This is a genomic window from uncultured Duncaniella sp., from assembly GCF_910577345.1.
Classification (GTDB): Bacteria; Bacteroidota; Bacteroidia; order Bacteroidales; family Muribaculaceae; genus Duncaniella.
Genome location: NZ_CAJTMT010000005.1, coordinates 85,275 through 104,403, shown reverse-complemented (window position 1 = coordinate 104,403; position 19,129 = coordinate 85,275). Strand labels below are relative to the sequence as shown.

Sequence of the window (19,129 nt, the reverse complement as noted above, 5' to 3'; positions counted from 1 at the left end):
TAAATCCATGCAAATTTAAAGTTTAACTTTAAATTTGCATGGAAATTTGGCCTTTTTACCGCTTTTTTCGTGAGAATAATGATGCTTTTTGCATTATCGCACTATTTTGGGGTGCGGGAGAGGGTATCTTTGTGGTGAGAGAATTTTTATGGTATTTGTTTTTTTATCAAGTTGAATTAATTGTTGTATAAATTTTAATGATTGACAGAATATGAAAGATTACAGAGATGATTTCAGAGATGATTGCAGATGGCATTCATTTGATTGTCAGGATTCTTTGCGTCCGAAGGCCGGATCGATTCTGATGAGGTATGTGACCCCGATTGTGGCCACGCAGCAGACCATTGTCCAAAGGAAAAAGTTCTGGTAGCCGATTGTTTCCTGAATCCATCCTGCAGCCATGCCCGGGAGCATCATGCCGAGTGCCATGAAGCCGGTGCAGATACTGTAGTGTGCGGTGCGGTGACGGCCTTCGGAAAAGTAGATGAGGTAGAGCATGTAGGCAGTGAATCCGAATCCGTAGCCGAATTGTTCGATGAAGATGCAGATGTTGATGACCGGAAGCGAGGGGTCGTTGGCAAAGCTGAGGTAGACGAAAGTCAGACAGGTCAGCGACATGCTCCATGCCATCGGACGCAGCCAGAATTTCAATCCGCGACGTGCTGCGACAATGCCGCCGATGATGCCTCCGAGTGTGAGGCCGATTATGCCTACAGTTCCGTAGACAACTCCGACTTGTCCGGTAGAGAGTCCGAGTCCTCCGGCGGTTGCAGGGTCGAGCAGGAAGGGATTGATTAGTTTGACGAGTTGCGCTTCGGGCAGACGGTAGAGGAGCATGAAGACTATGGCCGTTCCGACTTGCCTCTTGCGGAAGAATTCGGCGAAGACTTCTACAAACTCGCGCCATACGTCGCGGACTGTGGACAGCGACCGTCCGGCGGGATGTTCGACTTTCGGGAGTGCCCAGCTGTGGTACAGGGCGAATATCAGGAAAAGAGCCGAAAGAATGCCGAAGACCACCGACCAGGCAAAGGGGATGTTGCCGGAGGATTCTTCAATGGCCCCGGCAAGAATGACAAGCAGACCTTGTCCGGCTACGGTAGCGATACGGTAGAAGGTGGAACGGATACCCACATAGAGCGATTGTTGGTGTTCGGTCAGCGCAAGCATGTAGTAGCCGTCGGCGGCGATGTCGTGTGTGGCCGATGTGAAACCGACGAGCCAGAATACCGCGAGGGTCAGCGAGAAGAAAAATGGTGTGGGGAGCGCGAAGGCTATCCCGGCAAAGGCAGCTCCGATGAGCCATTGCATGGTCAGTGTCCAACGCCGTTTGGTGCTGATGATGTCGACAAACGGACTCCAGAACGGTTTGATGACCCACGGGAGATAGAGCCAGCCGGTGTAGAGCGCGATGTCGGTGTTGGAGAGGCCGAGGCGTTTGTACATGATGACCGAGATGGTCATTACGGCGACGTAGGGGAGGCCTTGCGCGAAGTAAAGGGTCGGAATCCAGGCCCACGGACTGCGGGCCGACGGACGGTCAGTTCTTTTCATAACTTTGGGAGGTATTCGCATAGCTTAATAGAGATGCGTCAATTCGGCGTTGATATAGTAATGCTTCAGGATTTCGTCGTAGGAATAGCCGCGTTCGCCCATGATGGCAGCGCCTATCTGGCATAGTCCGACACCGTGGCCCCATCCTGCACCGTGGAGGATGAAGCGGGCGGGGATTCCGTCGCTGTCCCTTTCAAGAGCTTCTACGATGAAGGCCGAGCTGTAGAGATGGCTGTCGGACAGAGCGCGTCGGATCATCAGTTCCTTGCCGATGGTCAGTTCACCCTCGGTCCCGATGATTTTGAGTTCGCGTATGCGGCCTGAAGTCCCGCGTGTGAGGGGAACGAGGTCTTTTATCTTTCCGAGGTTCTTGTCGAGACGCGTCGCAAGCAATGATGATATTTTTTCCTGCGACAGTTCCTCGGTCCAGCGGTAGAAGTCGGGAGTTTCGCGGTCGTAGCCGTTGAGCACTTGCGAGAGTATGCGTTTGTCGCTTGTGTTGCAGAAAGCTTCTGGACGGCCGAGGATCCAATCGTTGGCATTTTCCTCGTTTGTGAGGTCGGGGAAATCGAGAGGATTGACACCGTCGCGACGGGCTTCGAGGTAGGGGCGCGGTTGGTCATCCCAACAGGTCTCGAACCGTTCGAACACACCGCCGCAGCATTTTGAAAAACGCGTGTCGCAGAGCCGCCCTTCGTATGTCAGCACTTCTCCACGGGTGTCGGCAACCGCGCCTGCCGCCACAGGGGTCGAGACTCGGCTTATCCCTTGATAGCGTTGGCAATGGTCGTCGGCGCAGACATCGAAATTCAGATGGTCCTCGCGGTCCCAGTAGCGTATGAGCGATGGACCGGGATTCAGAGCCTTCGCGTCGGGGTGGTTGGCGGCAGGAGGAAGTGGTGCAGAGCTTCGGTCCATCATCGACAGCACCCAACTGCGAGATATGACGGCATGGGCGCGGAGCAGGTTGAGCGATGATGTCGCACTCATCTCACTGGAAATCACACTGACGAGATAGTCTTCGACGTTGACGATATTGATGGCCGTGATTTTGCCTTTATCGACAATAATGCGGAGAGAACCACGGAAACGCTGGTTCTCTTTTCTTTGCCAATGGAAATCCACACCGATCGTCACTCCTTCGAGTTCGAAGCTGTCGCCTATGTAGGAACTCGGGATGAATTCAACGGATGTGTAGGTCTTGTCGCCGATGGTAAAGGAGATTCCCGACTCGTTCATCCGGGCTTCGTGGGTTCCCGAAACGAGTTCGCCCTCCGGACCTGCATAAAGTCCGGTAAGGGTAAAACGGATAGATGTCGCCGAGAGTATCCCGACTCTCACCTGTGGTTCCTGATTCATATCTGCCGTCTGGTTTTAGAGGGTGTTTAATAATAAATGTTAATCCGTGGGCGGTTTATCTTTGAGTGATTATCCCGTAACGATGAGGGAGTGCGGTGGGTCAAGCCCACACGCGAGCTCTAAAGAGGTTGTGCCCATTGGCACTCGACCGAGGAGTTACGGGATAAGCGCCAAAGAGAAACCGAGGCGACGGTATTATAGTTCCATTAGATTTCATTAAAGTTTATAATCTTTGTAATGAGAATGCGTTAATCTGTAAAAGTTACTTCGCCTTTCCGTCTTTCGGGCATCTTTTACGCTTTGTTTCAGTCGTGTACATTAACTACACTCCCTCAACCCAGCGTATCATCGGCTTGTCGCTTTCGCAGAAAGAAATCTGCTCCGAAATACGGAACCCACGGGTTAACATTTATTATTAAACACCCTCTTAGTTTCTACAAAAGTAATCAAAAAACTCCAAGAATAAGAACCAATGTTCCATCGTGAAGATATATCGTGAGAAACTTTTTTCATGAGATTTTGTTTTTGATACTAAAAATAGTATCTTTGTGCAATATCTGTAAGATGGGTACGAAAGAGAAATTGATAAACCGTTTCATGCAAGCGCCGAGCGACTTCACCTATGATGAGGCTAAGCGCCTGTTCAAGATATTCGGTTTTGTCGAAAGCAATAAGGGTCGCACATCCGGTTCTCGTTGCGAGTTTGTCAGTCCTGACGGACAGATTTCGTTCATCTTGCATAAGCCTCATCCGGGTAATTCATTCAAGGCATACATGCTGAAGCAGATGATAGAATTTGTCAATATGAATGGTCTGGTTGAAAAATACTTAAAATCAAAAGAGAAGTGACATGGGACAGCTTAAATACAAGGGTTATACCGGTTCAGTTGAATTTTCCGAAGAGGATAATTGTCTTTTTGGAAGAGTGCAGGGCATCCGTTCCCTGATTTCATACGAAGGTGACTCAATTGAGTCGCTTCGGGCTGATTTTGAGGAGGCGATAGATTTTTATCTTCAAAGTTGCAGGGAAAGAGGAGTGGAACCTGCAAGGCCTTATAGCGGACGTTTTGTTGTGAGAATCTCTTCCGAACTTCACAGTGAGCTTTCTCGCTTTGCATCCGAACATCACAGCACCGTGAACCAGATCGTGACGAGAGCTATAACCAATGAGCTTCGTCACGCATATCATTCATAATATTTCTATAACTTTCCGATAACCTTCCTGAATTCATCTTTATTGAGTCCGACTTCGCGGAGGATTCTATTGGCTTCGCTGAGGTTGAGGCGGTCGAAGTCGTCGCGGCGAGAGCAGACAATTGTCCCGAGCATCTCGATTGTTGCGGGACTGACAAGCATCTGTCCATTTTCCTGCCCATAGCACTCCGGACGGTGTTTTGCACGTGGTATCACGAATGTGGTTATCAGCCGTGAAGTGCTATCGTATCGCATGGCAATGTTCATCATAGGTTCCTCCTCGCTTTCAGACTGGATTGCCTTTAAAGCGGATACTATTTTCATAATCATGGTTTCAAGCTTGACCGTATCCTGTGCTTCTATGATGAAGAATGGGAAGGGTGAAGCAGTGCAACTGTAGAGTTTCACCCTGCCACTGTTTGTCGTGTGTGTAGACGGATTGTTGATTTCCTCTTTCGGGAGAGCATCGTTGAAAAAGTTTGCGACCGCTTCGCGTGAAACCGCTTGGAAATGCAGATGGTCAGGTGCGGAGGCTCCGCAGCGCGGGCCATTGTAGAACACACACATTCCTTCAAGCTCAACTGCCAGCGCTGCCATGTCGGGAATCCGGCCTTCGATTGACTGCTGGCAGTGGTTGATTGAGGGGATGGTGAGGTGAGTAGACGCAAGTGGATAGGGGTTGATGAGTATTTCATAGTCCCTCCACCGTTGCGATGATTGAAATTCCGGACGGTTGGCGGGGCAGAGGAAGCAGCGGCGTGCGGCTATGCTCGCGGCATCGGTCTTGGCAGTGATTGACGCACGGCGATGGTTGACAAACAGTTTTGCTGTCTGCCACGCGGAATCACCATCTGAAATGACGGTGCGGTTTCCATCCGTAAAACTATCCCTTATTCTTTTGAAATTCTCGTCAGCCATCGGCCACGCCGACAGTTCGGAATTCAGAAATGCATCAATGTCGGTCGTCATGATTTCCGGTTCTTTTCGATTCGTGCAAGGAGTTCGATTGTGCGGATGCGGTCTTTGTAGAGATTGTTGCGGTTGATGCGTTCTGGACTGAGTGCATGGTCCGAATTCCCTTCCCACCTTCGGCATGAGTAGAGCGATTCATAGATGCGTCCGATTGGATAGTCACGGGAGATTGCAAGCCCCATGGCATAGTCCTCGCCATAGCTGACATCCGGGAAATTTATCTCGCGGGCAACCGGAGTGAAGAAAGCTCGCGGAGCGCCGAGCCCGTTGATGCGGAGTGCGTTGTTGGGGCCGTTCTCGTCGGTCCATTCCGCATGGTCAATCAGTCCGGGAGGGAGGGAATTGCCGTTGAAGTCGGTGAGGCTGTAAGAGCCGATGACCATTGCGCATCTGCGTTCGTGGAATTTATCGACAATCATTTGCAGTGTGTCGGGACGGCTGTAGATGTCGTCGCTGTCAAGCTGAATGGCAAAACGTCCGCAATCCTTTGAATGGAGCCCGAGGTTCCAGCATCCGCCTATGCCGGGAGCGGGCTGTGTTGTCGGGCGGATGATTTTCAGTCTTGGTTCCGTTGAAGCAATCTCATCAAGGATTTCAGATGTGCCGTCGGTGCTTCCGTTGTCGATGACTATTACATTGAAATCGAAGTCCGCCACTTGCGAAAGGGCGCTTCTGACGGCATCCGCTATCGTGCGGTGACGGTCACGGACCGGGATTATGACCGACGCTTCAACCGGGAAACCGTTGCCGGAAAAGTCAATGTTCTTAAGCTGTGTGTGGTCCACTTCTGCATTGAGCGCGTGGAGATGGGCCGTGACAGCCTTCTCCATCTCTATCTGCGACGAGCGGTTGCGCGGGTCGACATAGCTGAACTGCGCTTCTCCCTTTGCATCATCCGACACCGCTGCTGTGCGGGCGGTGTAGAGTGCTTCCGGAAGGTGGATGATGTCGCCGAGGCGTGACAGCCGCAGACGGAGGTCATACCATCCGGCGGCTGCATGCTCTTCGGTCATTCCGTCGACAGCCTTACGGAGCATCCAGGGATTGACAACCACGGTTTTCCCGAAGTCGAAATCATCGCGGAGTGCACCCGACTGCCAGTCAATGAGTTCATGACGGCAATATCGGCCATCAGTATCGACGGTATGATAGTCGGAATAGACAATCGCGGCACCCGTTTCCTTCAATGTGCGTTCAAGGCGTTCGCGACCGAATGGGGTAAAGTCGATGGTGTCATCCGTGAGGTTGATGATGACGGGGGAATCCCCCGATTCAAGGGCTATATGGCGCATTGCCTCGGTGGAGAGGCGCGAGTGGATATTAGCTTTTGCCATTGCAGAGAAATGTGATGGTGGTTGGTTATTATGTTGAGTGGCTTAGGTCAGTCTGTCGGGGTTCTGTTTCCCGTTTTCACCTTTGCGTTTACGTTTGCGCTCGTCGGTCAGTTTGTCGTCCTCTTCCTCGGAGCGTTGTGCGGTCTCGCGCGGGTCTATGTTGCGGGAATATGGATTCGGCGGGACTGTCGGTCGGCTCTCCAGTCCGATTATTGTTTCCGGAAGCACCTTTGGGCGCGCACCGGGATGTGAACCTTCGGGAGCGGTGAAAAATTTAAGAATCTGAGCCATCAGCGCGTCGCGCTCGTAGGAGCCGGTGATGGTTTCGAAGGGGAAACCTATGGTGACCGCACGGTGTGAACCCGGGTCGAAGGCGACACCGGCAATATAGTCGTTTTCCGTGTAGCGCAGTATCGGTGAGGCGCAGCTTGTGTCCATCGGTGCGAACGATTCAGGCGACTCGACGGCATAGCAGTCGGCGTTGAGTTGCTGGTTGAATGTCAGCGACAGACCCCCGCGGAACTCGCCGTAGCGCGCACGGATCTCCCTGACCTTGCCGGTCACAGTCGCCTTTGCCTGTCGCCATTGCAGACCGAGGAAGGTGTGTCCGAACTGGCTGTCGGCCACGCGCTGGTCAGCGCTGCTGAATGAGTTGTCAAACAGGTCTGTACCGATATAGCTTCCCGATACGAACAATGAGCCTCCTGCGTTGCAGAATTCGGCAAGGCGTACTTTAAGTTCGTTGGTGAAAGGCTTGAATTTGCGTTCCTCAGAGGTCCCGACAGTGATTTCCTTCTGCTTTCCGAGGATGAGGTCGACAATCGCGGCTGATGAACTGCCTTGGTCAACGAAAGCATCCACTCCACATGAAATGAAGGGGAATCCGGCGGCACGGATGGAACGTCCGTGGACATAGACGAAGTCAAACGTATTTCCGGCGAATATCTCGGTCTCATGGGTCGCGCGGCTTGCTCCGTGGCCAGGGGCATCGTTGGATGTCCATTTCACCTCCGGACGGAATTCTGTCTGGTGGCCTGTGAAATGGATGTCGCCAACGTAGGGCACTCCGTGGTCCTCCTCATAGTCAAAGCCTATCTTCCCCTCTGCATAGACCTCTGCCGGGCCGGAGATTCGAGTGAAACCGTTGACCACAAGCACCTGTGGCCTATCCGAATCGGGAATGTCGCAGAGCGACAGGATTTCCGACGGGAAGCTGAGTCCGCCGTTGTTGGCAGCGACGACTTTGTAGCTGTAGATATGGTTGTCGTTGACCTTCACTGTAAGTTGCGGGTCATCGACTACGGCAAGTTCCGTAAAGGCACCTCCGTCCACACGTTCGTAGACAATGTAATATGTCGGTTTGGCGGTCGGTTCGAGAGGGTCGTCGACAGCCTGCCATGTAAGATTATAGTCGCCGTCCGCTCCGCTTATCGAGAAGTGGCTCACCGGAAGAGGTTCGACTATGTAGGGTATGCCATCCTTCTCATGCAGATACTTCAGGATACCTTTATATATCGCACGGCTCACGGTGAAGCGGAAGGTCGGGTCGAGTCCATAGCGCATGTCGGCGAAGTTCTGATGGCTCAGAAGCTCGATGAGCATCGAGGGGACCTGCGGCTCCATCGCTTCGTGATATGGGCGGTCGCGGAGATTGCGGCGGTTCCATGTCGGTTCGTAAAGTGTCTGTATGTCATTGACCACCTGATCGGTCAGAATATCGGCAAAGCGTTTTGAGGTAGTTCTTGCCTCGCCGTTGCCGAGCTTCTGTCCCTTTGTGTAGACAATCGGCATTGTGCCTATGGTGGATGAGGCGTCGGACGTTGTTCCGGCATCGGTGTGGAAGGCGAAGGAGAGGTCGATCGGTATGCCGAGACCTTTCTGGCCGGGAAGTTCCGACGAACCGCCGGCAAGATAGTTCACCCACATTCCACGGCTCTTGTAGTCATCCTCATAATCATCCTTTCCACCTGTGACGCTGTAGACGTTCGACGGGATTCCTGCCCACTGCATCCAGTAGCGGGCACCTTCGGTGAAACGGGGATAGGTGCTGACGGTAGCTTCGCCTCCGGCAGCCGAACGGCTGACATTGCCCATGCCGCCACCGATTTTAACGGCATCGGCGGTGATGAGCTTCCCTTCCTCCGACGAGACGTTGAGAAGCTCCACCACAGGAGTCTTGCTCTGTCCGGCGGCAAAGGGGAATGAACCGAGATATATCCAAGTGCCGCCTCCGATGCGCTGATTCACTTCAAATTCCTCGCTTCCGGCAAGGGAGTTGACGATATATCGTGCATCGCGTGCCGAGTTGGGCAGGGAGGCGTAGCTGACATAGACGGCGTAAGTTCCCGCTTTCTTGAAATCGGCATACCAGCAAGCTGTCGAGGCTTTCTTCTCATCCTTGACTGTGCGGACCTGACGCACGGTACCCATGCGGAAAGGATTGTCAGTTCCGGTGAGGACATCTTTCTTATATCCGAAGCCGTTGATTCCGGAGGCTGTCTGCCACTTTTCCGACCCGTTTTTCTCGGAATATGTCTTTTGGGCGAAACCGCCGTCCATGTCGACGATGATTTCTTCGGTGTTCACGTCGCGTTCACGCGGAGTGAGGACGTAGGCACCGGCATTTTCGAGCATCGGAATCAGATAGGGGAGGACGTAGGCCTGTGGATACAGATCTTCGACTGTACCCATCAGACGTGCGCGTTGCCAGGTCCATCTGTCCTCGTTCTGGTCGAAATAACGACCGTGGCTCTGCCAGAGTGCTATGTTCTTTCCGGCAAGTCCGCCTGTGGCATTGTCGGTAGGCGAATCGATACGGCGCACGAACGGCTCGCGTGCCGGACGCGGCACGGCCGGGGTCTTCACGACCTTGGTTGTCTTGGCTTTCCTTGCGGAGCGTGTCCGTGGCCTTTTTGCTGCGCCGTCGGCAGTCAGCGCACAGAGTATGATGAGTAGTGACAGTAGTTTTTTCATAATGATAACCTCCTGCCAATTATAACACTTTGGCCCGTCAGCAAAAGCCCTTGCGGAGAATAAAAATCGACCGATTTCAGTAACTTTCGCTTTTCAGACCTGTAGATTAAAACTTTTTAAACCAAAAGGCAGGAATGATTGTGAGGGTAAAGTTACGAAAAAAATTGATACGTCGGGAGTCTTCTGCTGTCATAGAGTCCACGATTCACCCGCTGCAATCAGTAGGTTTAAACACCCTCTTAGATGGTCTATGGTCATAATTCCCCCGATTTAGGACATTATTCATTTATTCTCCAGCTTAGTAAAGTCGCAGTATTCCTTCAGCAAAGTCTGCATTTTTTCTTTAGGTATAAGCTGACGCTTATATTCCGCCACCATCGTAGGACTCATGCTCCGGCTCATCGCATATTCCACTACGGTTTTATCTGCTTCCGGACAAAGGATTATCCCGATAGAAGGGTTCTCATTGCTGCGTTTTACATCTCGGTCGAGAGCCTCAAGATAAAATTCCAGTTGTCCCAGATCCGAAGGATGGAATTTTTTACGTTTGAGTTCCACCGCAACGAGTGCCTGTAGTCCGCGGTGAAAGAATAATAGGTCGGCCTTAAACACCGTTGCACCCACCTCAAGCTGATATTCCTGGTCGACAAAGAGAAAATCCTTGCCAAGTTCAAGGATGAATTGCTTCATGTGCTCTACCAATCCCATTCGTAGCCTCTTCTCCGAATGTTTCTGTGGCAATCCGAGAAAATCCACAAAAGCCGTGTCCTTGAAAACAAGAGGTGCGTTTGGATATGTCTGTAATAAACCTTTCGAAAGGTTATGCTTTGAACCTAAGAGAGTGGAATAAGTATCATTGCTGATACATCGCTGTAATTCTTTTACTTTCAAACGTTCTCTATTGGAATATATAATATAAAATAACCTTTCTTCTGCTGATTTGCACTGATTGAGGATCGCAATATGGTTAGTATAGGAGGTTGACAGCAGTATCTCCGGCATTAGTCCAATTTTTTGATCTAATTGTGCAGTCGGCAATTGCACAATTTCAGATGGTGCAGAGATAGTCCTAACATCAGTACTCAGAATTTGTGCAGTCGGTAACTGCACAAATGAGCTTGGAAGATATGATTGTAGTGTTGAAAGAAAAGACTGGCAAGAATACTCTTCGTAAAACATTACCATGTTGTAGATATTTCTGCGGCTGAATCCCTTTTGTTCCGGAACCTTTACTTTCATGAACTCTGCAAACTGAGTGACTACCTTGCTGCCCCATTGTTGAGTCTTAAGCTTATTTGAAACATATGCGCCCACGTTCCATGCAGTGAGAAGTTGCTGCTCATTCACGGCATGTGATGCTCGGCTTCTGTGATAATTGATCATTGACAGCAGCTCTAAAAACTGTTGCTCAAGCTCTGAGGTATTATTTTGAAGAGGATTCATTCGGTATTAAATTTACAATGAATAATTACTTTTCCAAAACACTTGCCGAGTGCATATTGGCTTATGTATCTATACTATTTGTTGACATTAGATAATTCATTGATGCTATGGCGAATTTAGTTATAAATTTTGGATTGCACAAATTATTAGGTGATGATTGGATGAAGTATTTAAGTCAACGTTGTGTCAGAGTTCGTAATGGTATCTCATGGAGATTACGAGTATCTGTATCTCGTTTTCATGAACAGAATAAATGAGGCGGTGTTCTGAATTAATTCTGCGCGACCAAAGGCCAGAGAGCTGATATTTCAGAGCCTCCGGTTTGCCTATGCCTTCGTATGGGTGTTCAATCATGTCTTTCAGGAGTTCGGCGATTTTGTTCAGTAACGCTTTATTGCCTGTCTTTTTGAAATAACCGTAATCTTTTTTGGCGCGTGGTGAGAAGACGAGCTGATACATGGCCTATAATCGTGCTAAGAAATCATCGACTGATTCACCCGGTTGCTGTTCTATTTTCTTGCCTTCATTCAATTCGCGGATGCCTTCGGCAATAGCCTGCATGGTTGCGTGGGAACTCATGATATATTGGCTCTCGCTGATGGCATTGTAGTCCGCAAGCGACAGCACTACGACACTCTCATTGCCTTGCCTGTGGAGCAATAGTGGTTCGTGGTCGTTTATGACCTCATTCAGATACGTTTTGAGATTGTTCCGGAATTCCGAATAATTGGCGGTGCGCATGTGGAAAAAATTGAGGAAATAATTAAAAATATGATTTAAGTACAAAAATAAGTACTTTTATCCGGATTTGCAATATTCCTTTGATTAAAAAGTGATTGATTCAGCTAAATGGTATATTGCATTTTACCGGTTGGCAGCCAATAAGGTGATAACATGAAGCTTCGCAGCTTACCAGCTACCATCTTCTTGAAAAGATGGGTTTCCGCCAGTCCCACCCTGGGCGAGGAAAAGGTTTACATCATTAGTCCTACTCCTCTAAATATTAGTTCTACTCCTCTAAACGCGAGTCAGCCCGGCGAAAGTTTTTCTCTCGTCGGGCTGATAGTATGACTTATGAATCAGGGTTATTTCATGATTGCGGAATTTCCACCGCTAACGTTTTGGATTTCATCTCCACGTTTGATTTTCTTGCCAAATCCGAACGTGTAACTTGCCGTGATGCTGACAAATTGATGGCTGCTGGCATTATATTCAGTAGTATATTGGTCGAACCATTGACTTTTCAAACAAGAAGTCTGGTTAACCCAGTTGCGTCTGAAGATATTAACTGCCGCCACGCTGCAATTCCACTTGCCATTGCTCCAACCAACCTTCAACTGATAGAATGGCTTGGATTTAACGGAGGTTGACTCCAAACTATATTGAACGAGACCACGACTGGCAGATGAATAATAAGCGGAAAAGTAGAGATTTTTCAGATAATAGGTTGCAGATAATTGCACTGATAGATAATTGGCGTTATCGGCATACATGCCTGTCATCTTCTCAAACCACATTCTCGGAGTCAATCGAAATACAAGACTCCGGTTTAGCAACTTTGCAGACAATGTCCCTCCAATGTAAAAATCCTGATAATCGCCATTGTTTTCAATTGACCGGAGCATCATACCATTGGGGCCGTCAGGAGTAAACACGGGAACGGGGTGGTTAAAGTATCTACTCCAACCGGAAGATGCGGAAACAGAGAATTTATTATTCGGAAGCCATGTGTAATCTATCGTTGCTTTCGTCCAATTTGTATTCTTCAAATGCACGTTGCCGACTTTGTACAGCAATTCATTTTCTTGGATAATATCAGGCGTTTTGTCAGAAGCTCTCACGGCGTTGACATAATATTGAGCAGATACGTTTAGAGAATTCTTTTGGTTGAACGCATATTGGGCATTAAGTTCGGCAAGAGGTATGAAACTGTTTGTTCTCACTCCGCTTATCTTGTTGGATTCTCCTGCAAAACCGCCTACAAGTTGCCCGTAGAAATTTCCTTTGTTAAAACTATAGCCGAGGAAACCGCCATAGGCAAACTGATTGAACACCGGCGATACGGATGTATTTCCGGAATATTCAACCTTGTCGTAATAGTATATACCCAGAAGATTGATGTCAAGCGTATGATGATTATTAAAAGTTTTATTCAATTGGAACTGTAACTGTCCTGTTATTGCATTCTCTTTTGCATCAGTTAAAATATTGGTTTCGTTGGAATTATACAATCTTCTGTATTTAGTATGCTCATAGAACAGTGACGGAATTACGTTAAGTTTGAAATTTCGTCCGAGGTCGAAATAATAATTGCCTCTCCACCGAGGATAGAGATAAGTCGAATTCAATGTATTTGAATAAGTTCCTTCCTGGAATAAGTCCGATGAAAAGAGTAATCGACCACTATTGTCACTATGTGGTGTATTCTGTGCGGTAAAGTAGACACTATTTGACAGAATTACTTTTTCCGTAGTATATTTGGCTCGGAATGATGCTCCAATCTGGTTTTGTTGGAAGCGGCTATAATCGAGAAGATTACTCCTTGTTATCTCGTCGATACTTCCATTTGCATCGGGAAATCTGAACACTTGTATTTGTTCATCACCGGTATTGTGTCTGTCGGTATATTTGTCGTTGACGCTAATATCGTAGGTCATTCGTTTATATGCCATCTTGGCATACGCCAATCCACTTCCGGAACCTGCCAACACATTTCCCGTACCCGACACCTTGGCATAACCACCATAATCATAATGACGGAGAGTTATGTTGATAACATATTTCTCGTGATTATATCGTGGATCAGAGGGGAACATAAGATATTCAACCTTCTTGACATCTTCCGGACGCAGAGCATCTTTCTCTTCCTGCGTAGCTGGTTCCATATCTATGAAAATCGCCACATCATCTCCGCTTGGAGTCTGGACTGACCCACTGATAGGATTGACATTTATCTGCGGGATATTCATCTGATTCAACAGGTCGATGGCATTTTGAGCCGCTCGCTTACTGTTCCTGTCAGGATAGTAGGTCGTTGAATTGGCGGTTGTATTTTGCATTTGCGCCTCCACCACCACCTCATTGAGTTCCTGAGTCTTGATTGTGTCGGTTGGTTCATCGGCAAACGCGACCAAATTTGCCGGGAGCATTGTGAAAAGCAGAATCTTTTTTACCATGTGCAGATGTCGTTTTATAATTCAGACGCAAAATTACGTCAAATGTGACAATTAACTCTCAACAAATGTTGAGGTAACGACAAAAAGAAAACGTGAGCCAACTATGCCACGTCTAAAGTGAGGGTCGTAGGAAACCTTTGATACATATGTAACAATAGCAGCCCACGCTATGCGCGTGAGAACCACTATGCCATCTCTTGTATCAAGTCGAAAATTTCCTACGTTTTCACTTTACAAGATGAGCATAACGCTTCGTATTTTTTCAATATGTCGCGGACAGAGTTGCCTCAATCCGAGCGCAAAATTACTAAAATTCTTTGAATCAGAGGGTGTACCAACCGAAAAATCCGAGAATTTCACCGAAGACAAATTCAATTAAAATGGTGAATACTTGCCAAACATTCCAAAATCAAGGTCACGCCTTTTGATTTCACGTTTTTGCGGGTGTGGCGGTTGATGACGCCACACCCGCAACAGGGTTTTGAACACCTCCTTTCTGTGGCTGCGGTCAGGCAGCCGCATGAATTAAATTAGTGGAAAAGGGGGGAATGTATTATGTATTAAAGGGTGAGTGTATTAATTGATGTATTAAAAGGGGGATATATTAGTGGATATATTAATTGTGGATGGTCAGGACGAAGGATGCGCCGGTGGTGACTTCCGGGTCGAGGGCGAGGTTGCCGTTGATTTTTTCGGCACGGAGAGCACAGATGGGGAGGCCGAGACGGTCGCCTTCGGCGATGTCGCATTGCGACGAGAAGGCTGTGAAGAGGGTTTCGCGTTCCGCTTCGGGGACACCGGGGCCGGAGTCGGTGACGATGAACTGATGGACTTTCGCTCCACGTTTCTTATATGTAAGAGTGATTTTGCCACCTTCGGGTGTGTATTTCGCAGCATTTTCAAGAAGATGGGTGAGGATTTTGCCCACTTCCTCCGGATTGATGAGTGCATAACCCTTGGTGCCGTTGAGGGTGATGACCACGCGCGGTTTGACAAGCGGCCTGACTTTTGCAACGATTGTCTCGCAGAATGTGTCGAGATTGACCTCTTCGAGCGAATCGGCGCTATGGCCTTCAGAGTTTTCAACATCGGAAAGCTCCCCTACACGTTTGACATAGCCACGAAGGTTCTGTACGGCAGGGTCGGACTGGTCAAGACGTTCGAGGGTCGGTTCCATCTGCGACGACATATTGTGGAGGATGGCACTCTTGGCGGCACTCTGTGCGTTGGCAGCCTGCACGGTTTTCTTCATCTTGCGGTTCTTGGCAAGTATGCGGAAATAGAACAGTGCGCCGATACCGAGAGCGGCGAGAGCGATGACGAAAAGAGTGACGAAGGTCACGATCCAACCGGTGCGCGCTGCGATGGTATGGTCTTTTTCAGCGATTGTCTCCTGCGACTCTGCAAATTCCTTCTTGACCTTGCCGAGCTCGGTGTCGGCGGTGATGGCTTCGATGGAGTCAGACCATGTCATGTAGTTTTCGTAAGTATGTTCGACGAGTTCGGCATCGCCCGACGACACGGCGCGGTTGATGATTTCCTTGTAGGCCTTGTCGGCAGCCTTATAGTCCTTGGAACTGTCGAACTGCTTGATAAGGCGTGCGATACAGAGGTCGCCTTTGGCGTTTTGGTCAACGGAGTAGTAATACTGTGCCTCGTTGAAGAGCATGTCGGAAGTAATTTCCTTTGTCCCCGCCTTCTTTGCATAGGCGCCCATCTTCGAGAGTGATTTGAGCGCGGAGGCATTGTTTTTCAAGCGGCGATATGTGTCATAGCGGGCTTTTTCAGCCGTGTAGCGCACAGCGGGGAGGGAGTCGGGTCCTATTCCGGCCTTGGCGAGAGCCTGGTCGAAGTTTCCTATCAGACGGAAAGCACCGTCGTAGTTCTTGGCATCCGCGCAGACTGATGCGGCCGAAGCGACCGACTGGGCTGCCGGAAGATATTGGTGGGCGGAGATGCGTGTGTTGTAAGCCTTCAGATGGGCGTTTAGCTCACTCTGACTGTCGGCCCACATCCCGAGGGCACCAAGTGAGAGGGCAATCGTCAAAGTTATAAATCGTCTCATAATATAAACAGTTGTAATTTACGGAAAAATAGTTGAAGCAGACAAAAATAGCGGGTAGCGGGAACGTTGCGGAAGCATAGCGTTGGCGCTATGTAAGTGTTTATTTATTTAACATTTGACGGCGGTTGAAAGTTTACAGGCATGTTTATTAACATTCGGGGTGAGTTTTCAACATTTTAACACGTTTTGGGGGTTGAGAGAGTGATTGTTAGCAATATATTTCGTTACTTTGCATCATAAAATTGATAACAAAGACCTTATGGGTAAAATCATTGCTATCGCCAATCAGAAGGGCGGTGTAGGAAAAACCACGACAACCATCAATCTTGCGGCTTCTCTTGCAGCCGAAGGGAAAAAGACTCTCATCATTGATGCCGACCCGCAGGCAAATGCCACATCGGGCTACGGTATCGATCCGAAATCAATGGCTTCGTCGATTTACGAATGTCTCGTCGACGACTATCCCGTAGCGGGTTCTCAGGTGGCCACCTGCTGCGAGGGGCTCGAACTCGTCGGTTCGCGCATTGACCTCGCGGGAGCTGAGATCGAGCTTATCAACAAGCCTTCGCGCGAGAATGTGTTGAAGAAAGCCATCGGCAGGGTTGCCGACAACTATGACTACATCCTGATTGACTGCTCTCCATCGCTCGGCCTCATCACAGTCAACGCGCTCACTGCCGCCAATTCTGTGATTATCCCTGTCCAGGCCGAATATTTCGCCCTTGAAGGAATCACCAAGCTCCTCAACACCATCCGCATCATCAAATCAAAGCTCAACCCGACGCTCGAAATCGAAGGCTTCCTGCTGACGATGTATGATGCGCGTCTGCGTCTCGCAAACCAGATTTATGAGGAACTGAAAGGCCACTTCGGCCCAATGGTGTTCGACACTGTCATTCCCCGCAACATCCGTCTCAGCGAGGCACCGAGCCACGGCCTTCCCGCGCTGCTCTATGATCCGCTGTCGAGAGGCGCGACGTCGCATATCTCCCTCGCCCGCGAGCTTATCGCGAAAAACAGGGCGATGGCTTCGTGAGAATTCATGATGCATGATTCGTAATTCATGATGGGTGGATTTGTCGTTGGCATTTTTACCCGTTGTGAATTAACTGTTTGGTTTGATTGAACAGTTTGGTTTGATTAAACAGTTTTGATTAATTAATTAGGAGAAACAACAATGCTGCCGAAACGTCCGGCTCTTGGCCGTGGGCTTGATTCGCTCATCGCAATGGACGATGCTCCAGCCCGTGGCACATCAGCTATAAACGATATAGAGATTTCAAGAATCTCACCCAACCCCGACCAGCCCCGAACTCTGTTTGACGAGGAGGCGCTGGAGGAACTCTCGCGTTCAATCCGTGAGTTAGGTATAATCCAGCCTCTGTCATTGCGCAAGACCGGGCCGGACACATATCAGATAATCGCAGGTGAGCGCCGTTACCGCGCCGCAAAGATGGCCGGGCTGACAACTGTCCCCGCCTATATCCGCACCGCCAACGATGCGGAGCTGACCGAGATGGCTCTTATCGAGAACATCCAGCGTGAGGACCTCAACGCGATTGAAATCGCCCTGACATTCAAGAAGCTCATCGAGCAATACGATCTTACGCAGGAACGGCTCAGCGAACGAATCGGCAAGAAGCGCACGACCATCGCCAACTTCCTGCGTCTGCTCCGCCTGCCCGCTGAGGTTCAGCTCGGATTACGCGACAAGCGCATCGACATGGGCCATGCCCGCGCTCTGCTGAGCATCGACGACCCCAAGCTTCAGTTGCGTCTCTATGAGGAGATACTCAAACAGGGGCTTTCGGTGCGCCGTGTCGAGGAACTTGCCAAGAAGTATCAGCAGGCCGCGCTTGAAGGTAAGACCCCGGCAGAGGAGAGCAAAAGATTTTCTAACAATGATTATGATATTTTAAAAAATCATCTCTCGCAGCGTTTCAGCACCCCTGTCAAGCTTACTTGCGACTCCTCCGGCAAGGGAAAAATATCATTTTCCTTCCGCGATGAGGCGGAACTTGAAAGATTAATTGCTATCTTTGACACTGCAAAGCAGTGAACGGTTGGACACGGACCGGCGGATGCCGCTCTTGTGAATGGCCAATCGTTTGAACTACAGTCGCATAAGAACAAATGCAATCAGCAGCGGAAAAAGATAATAACTACATAAGACCTCTCGTGAGCGTGCTTGTCGGCATGATTATAATCGTGCTGACATGCCCGTTTAACATTTTTTCTGAAAATCCTCAGCAGGCATCTCCGGTGGTGACAGATTCTGTCGCCCGGCAGCGCCCTGTCAAGCCTAACCGCCCTGTCAGACCTCAGCGCCGACCCACGAATCCTGCAAATGAATTGCCTGACAGTATCCTTATCGGACAGCCTCTCACGCAGCCCTCAATGGTGGTGCTCGACAGTGTATCGTTCAGCGGTGACTCCGTGAGCATGGTTCCGATTGATTCGGTGGCCATCATCAATGCACCCCTGCGGAATCCCAACGATTCCATTGCCGGGCTGAAGGTTGAGCAGAAATTCACGTTTACGCCCAACCCGACTAAAGCCGTATGGATGTCGGCTCTTTTCCCGGGACTCGGACAGCTCTACAACCGCAGATATTGGAAATTGCCGATTGTGGTGGGAGCCTACATGGGACTCGGCTATGCTACAAACTGGAACAATACGATGTTGCGCGACTACACCCGCGCCTACTCCGATATAATGGACAATGACCCGACGACAAAAAGCTATATGGACTTCTTCGCTCCGACGGTCAAGGAGGAGGATCTCGACAAGACATGGCTCACGGACCTGCTGCGCCGTCGCAAAAACTATTACCGGCGCAACCGTGACCTCTGCATCATCTGTATGGTCGGAGTCTATGCCATAGCCATGATTGATGCCTACGTCGATGCGCAGCTCGCCCACTTCGACATAACGCCTGACCTGAGTGTCGACATTGCTCCGACACTGCTTCCGGGCGACAACCCGGGGAAACTTTCGCTTCCGAGCGTAGGGTTCTACTGGGCACTGAACTTCTGAACTCCCATCACTTCAACTCTCCA

At 49.6% G+C, this 19,129-nt stretch carries 15 protein-coding genes; 5 read left to right on the top strand and 10 right to left on the bottom strand.

Going from position 1 to position 19,129, the window contains the following annotated elements:
* Positions 1–267: 267 nt before the first annotated feature.
* Entirely contained in the window at positions 268–1,554 is a 1,287-nt protein-coding gene (locus tag QZ310_RS03955; protein WP_297070598.1) for an MFS transporter, read from the bottom strand.
* A 24-nt stretch (positions 1,555–1,578) separates the two neighbouring features.
* Positions 1,579–2,913, bottom strand: a complete 1,335-nt coding sequence (locus QZ310_RS03950; RefSeq protein WP_297070596.1) for a SpoIID/LytB domain-containing protein — start codon at positions 2,911–2,913, stop codon at positions 1,579–1,581.
* A 597-nt stretch (positions 2,914–3,510) separates the two neighbouring features.
* On the opposite strand from QZ310_RS03950, the gene QZ310_RS03945 reads away from it, so the two are divergent.
* Entirely contained in the window at positions 3,511–3,762 is a 252-nt protein-coding gene (locus QZ310_RS03945) for a type II toxin-antitoxin system HicA family toxin (protein WP_297070594.1), read from the top strand.
* A 1-nt stretch (position 3,763) separates the two neighbouring features.
* Positions 3,764–4,108 carry a type II toxin-antitoxin system HicB family antitoxin gene (locus tag QZ310_RS03940; RefSeq protein WP_297070592.1) on the top strand — a complete coding sequence of 115 codons (345 nt, stop codon included), beginning with the start codon at positions 3,764–3,766 and terminating at the stop codon, positions 4,106–4,108.
* A gap of 5 nt (positions 4,109–4,113) precedes the next feature.
* On the opposite strand, the gene QZ310_RS03935 is transcribed toward QZ310_RS03940, so the two are convergent.
* From QZ310_RS03935 to QZ310_RS03900, 8 genes are all read right to left on the bottom strand, one after another.
* Positions 4,114–5,076, bottom strand: a complete 963-nt coding sequence (locus tag QZ310_RS03935) for a DUF4922 domain-containing protein (RefSeq protein ID WP_297070590.1) — start codon at positions 5,074–5,076, stop codon at positions 4,114–4,116.
* Positions 5,073–6,413, bottom strand: coding sequence for a glycosyltransferase (locus QZ310_RS03930; RefSeq protein WP_297070588.1), 1,341 nt, complete (start codon positions 6,411–6,413; stop codon positions 5,073–5,075). The genes QZ310_RS03935 and QZ310_RS03930 overlap by 4 nt, the downstream gene beginning before the upstream one ends.
* A gap of 42 nt (positions 6,414–6,455) precedes the next feature.
* Complete coding sequence (locus tag QZ310_RS03925; protein WP_297070586.1) at positions 6,456–9,386, bottom strand: N-acetylmuramoyl-L-alanine amidase; 2,931 nt, start codon at positions 9,384–9,386, stop codon at positions 6,456–6,458.
* Between the two features lie 282 nt (positions 9,387–9,668).
* A complete protein-coding gene (locus QZ310_RS03920) occupies positions 9,669–10,829 on the bottom strand; it encodes a PDDEXK nuclease domain-containing protein (protein WP_297070584.1) in 1,161 nt (386 codons plus the stop codon).
* A 186-nt stretch (positions 10,830–11,015) separates the two neighbouring features.
* Positions 11,016–11,288 (bottom strand): Txe/YoeB family addiction module toxin, encoded by a 273-nt coding sequence (locus tag QZ310_RS03915; RefSeq protein WP_297070582.1) that lies wholly within the window; start codon positions 11,286–11,288, stop codon positions 11,016–11,018.
* 3 nt (positions 11,289–11,291) lie between these two features.
* Positions 11,292–11,570, bottom strand: a complete 279-nt coding sequence (locus tag QZ310_RS03910; protein WP_297070580.1) for a type II toxin-antitoxin system Phd/YefM family antitoxin — start codon at positions 11,568–11,570, stop codon at positions 11,292–11,294.
* A 344-nt stretch (positions 11,571–11,914) separates the two neighbouring features.
* A complete protein-coding gene (locus tag QZ310_RS03905) occupies positions 11,915–14,005 on the bottom strand; it encodes a hypothetical protein (protein ID WP_297070578.1) in 2,091 nt (696 codons plus the stop codon).
* A 616-nt stretch (positions 14,006–14,621) separates the two neighbouring features.
* The gene (locus QZ310_RS03900; protein WP_297070575.1) at positions 14,622–16,070 is read right to left on the bottom strand and encodes an ATP-binding protein; all 1,449 of its coding nucleotides are present in this window, start codon (positions 16,068–16,070) and stop codon (positions 14,622–14,624) included.
* Positions 16,071–16,329: 259 nt separating this feature from the next.
* Here QZ310_RS03900 and QZ310_RS03895 point away from each other — a divergent pair, with 259 nt between their 5' ends.
* The 3 genes from QZ310_RS03895 (at position 16,330) to QZ310_RS03885 (ending at position 19,106) form a co-directional block, all read left to right on the top strand.
* Positions 16,330–17,106, top strand: coding sequence for an AAA family ATPase (locus QZ310_RS03895; RefSeq protein WP_297070572.1), 777 nt, complete (start codon positions 16,330–16,332; stop codon positions 17,104–17,106).
* A 141-nt stretch (positions 17,107–17,247) separates the two neighbouring features.
* Positions 17,248–18,129, top strand: coding sequence for a ParB/RepB/Spo0J family partition protein (locus QZ310_RS03890; RefSeq protein WP_297070570.1), 882 nt, complete (start codon positions 17,248–17,250; stop codon positions 18,127–18,129).
* A gap of 74 nt (positions 18,130–18,203) precedes the next feature.
* Entirely contained in the window at positions 18,204–19,106 is a 903-nt protein-coding gene (locus QZ310_RS03885) for a DUF5683 domain-containing protein (protein ID WP_297070568.1), read from the top strand.
* Positions 19,107–19,129 lie beyond the last annotated feature (23 nt).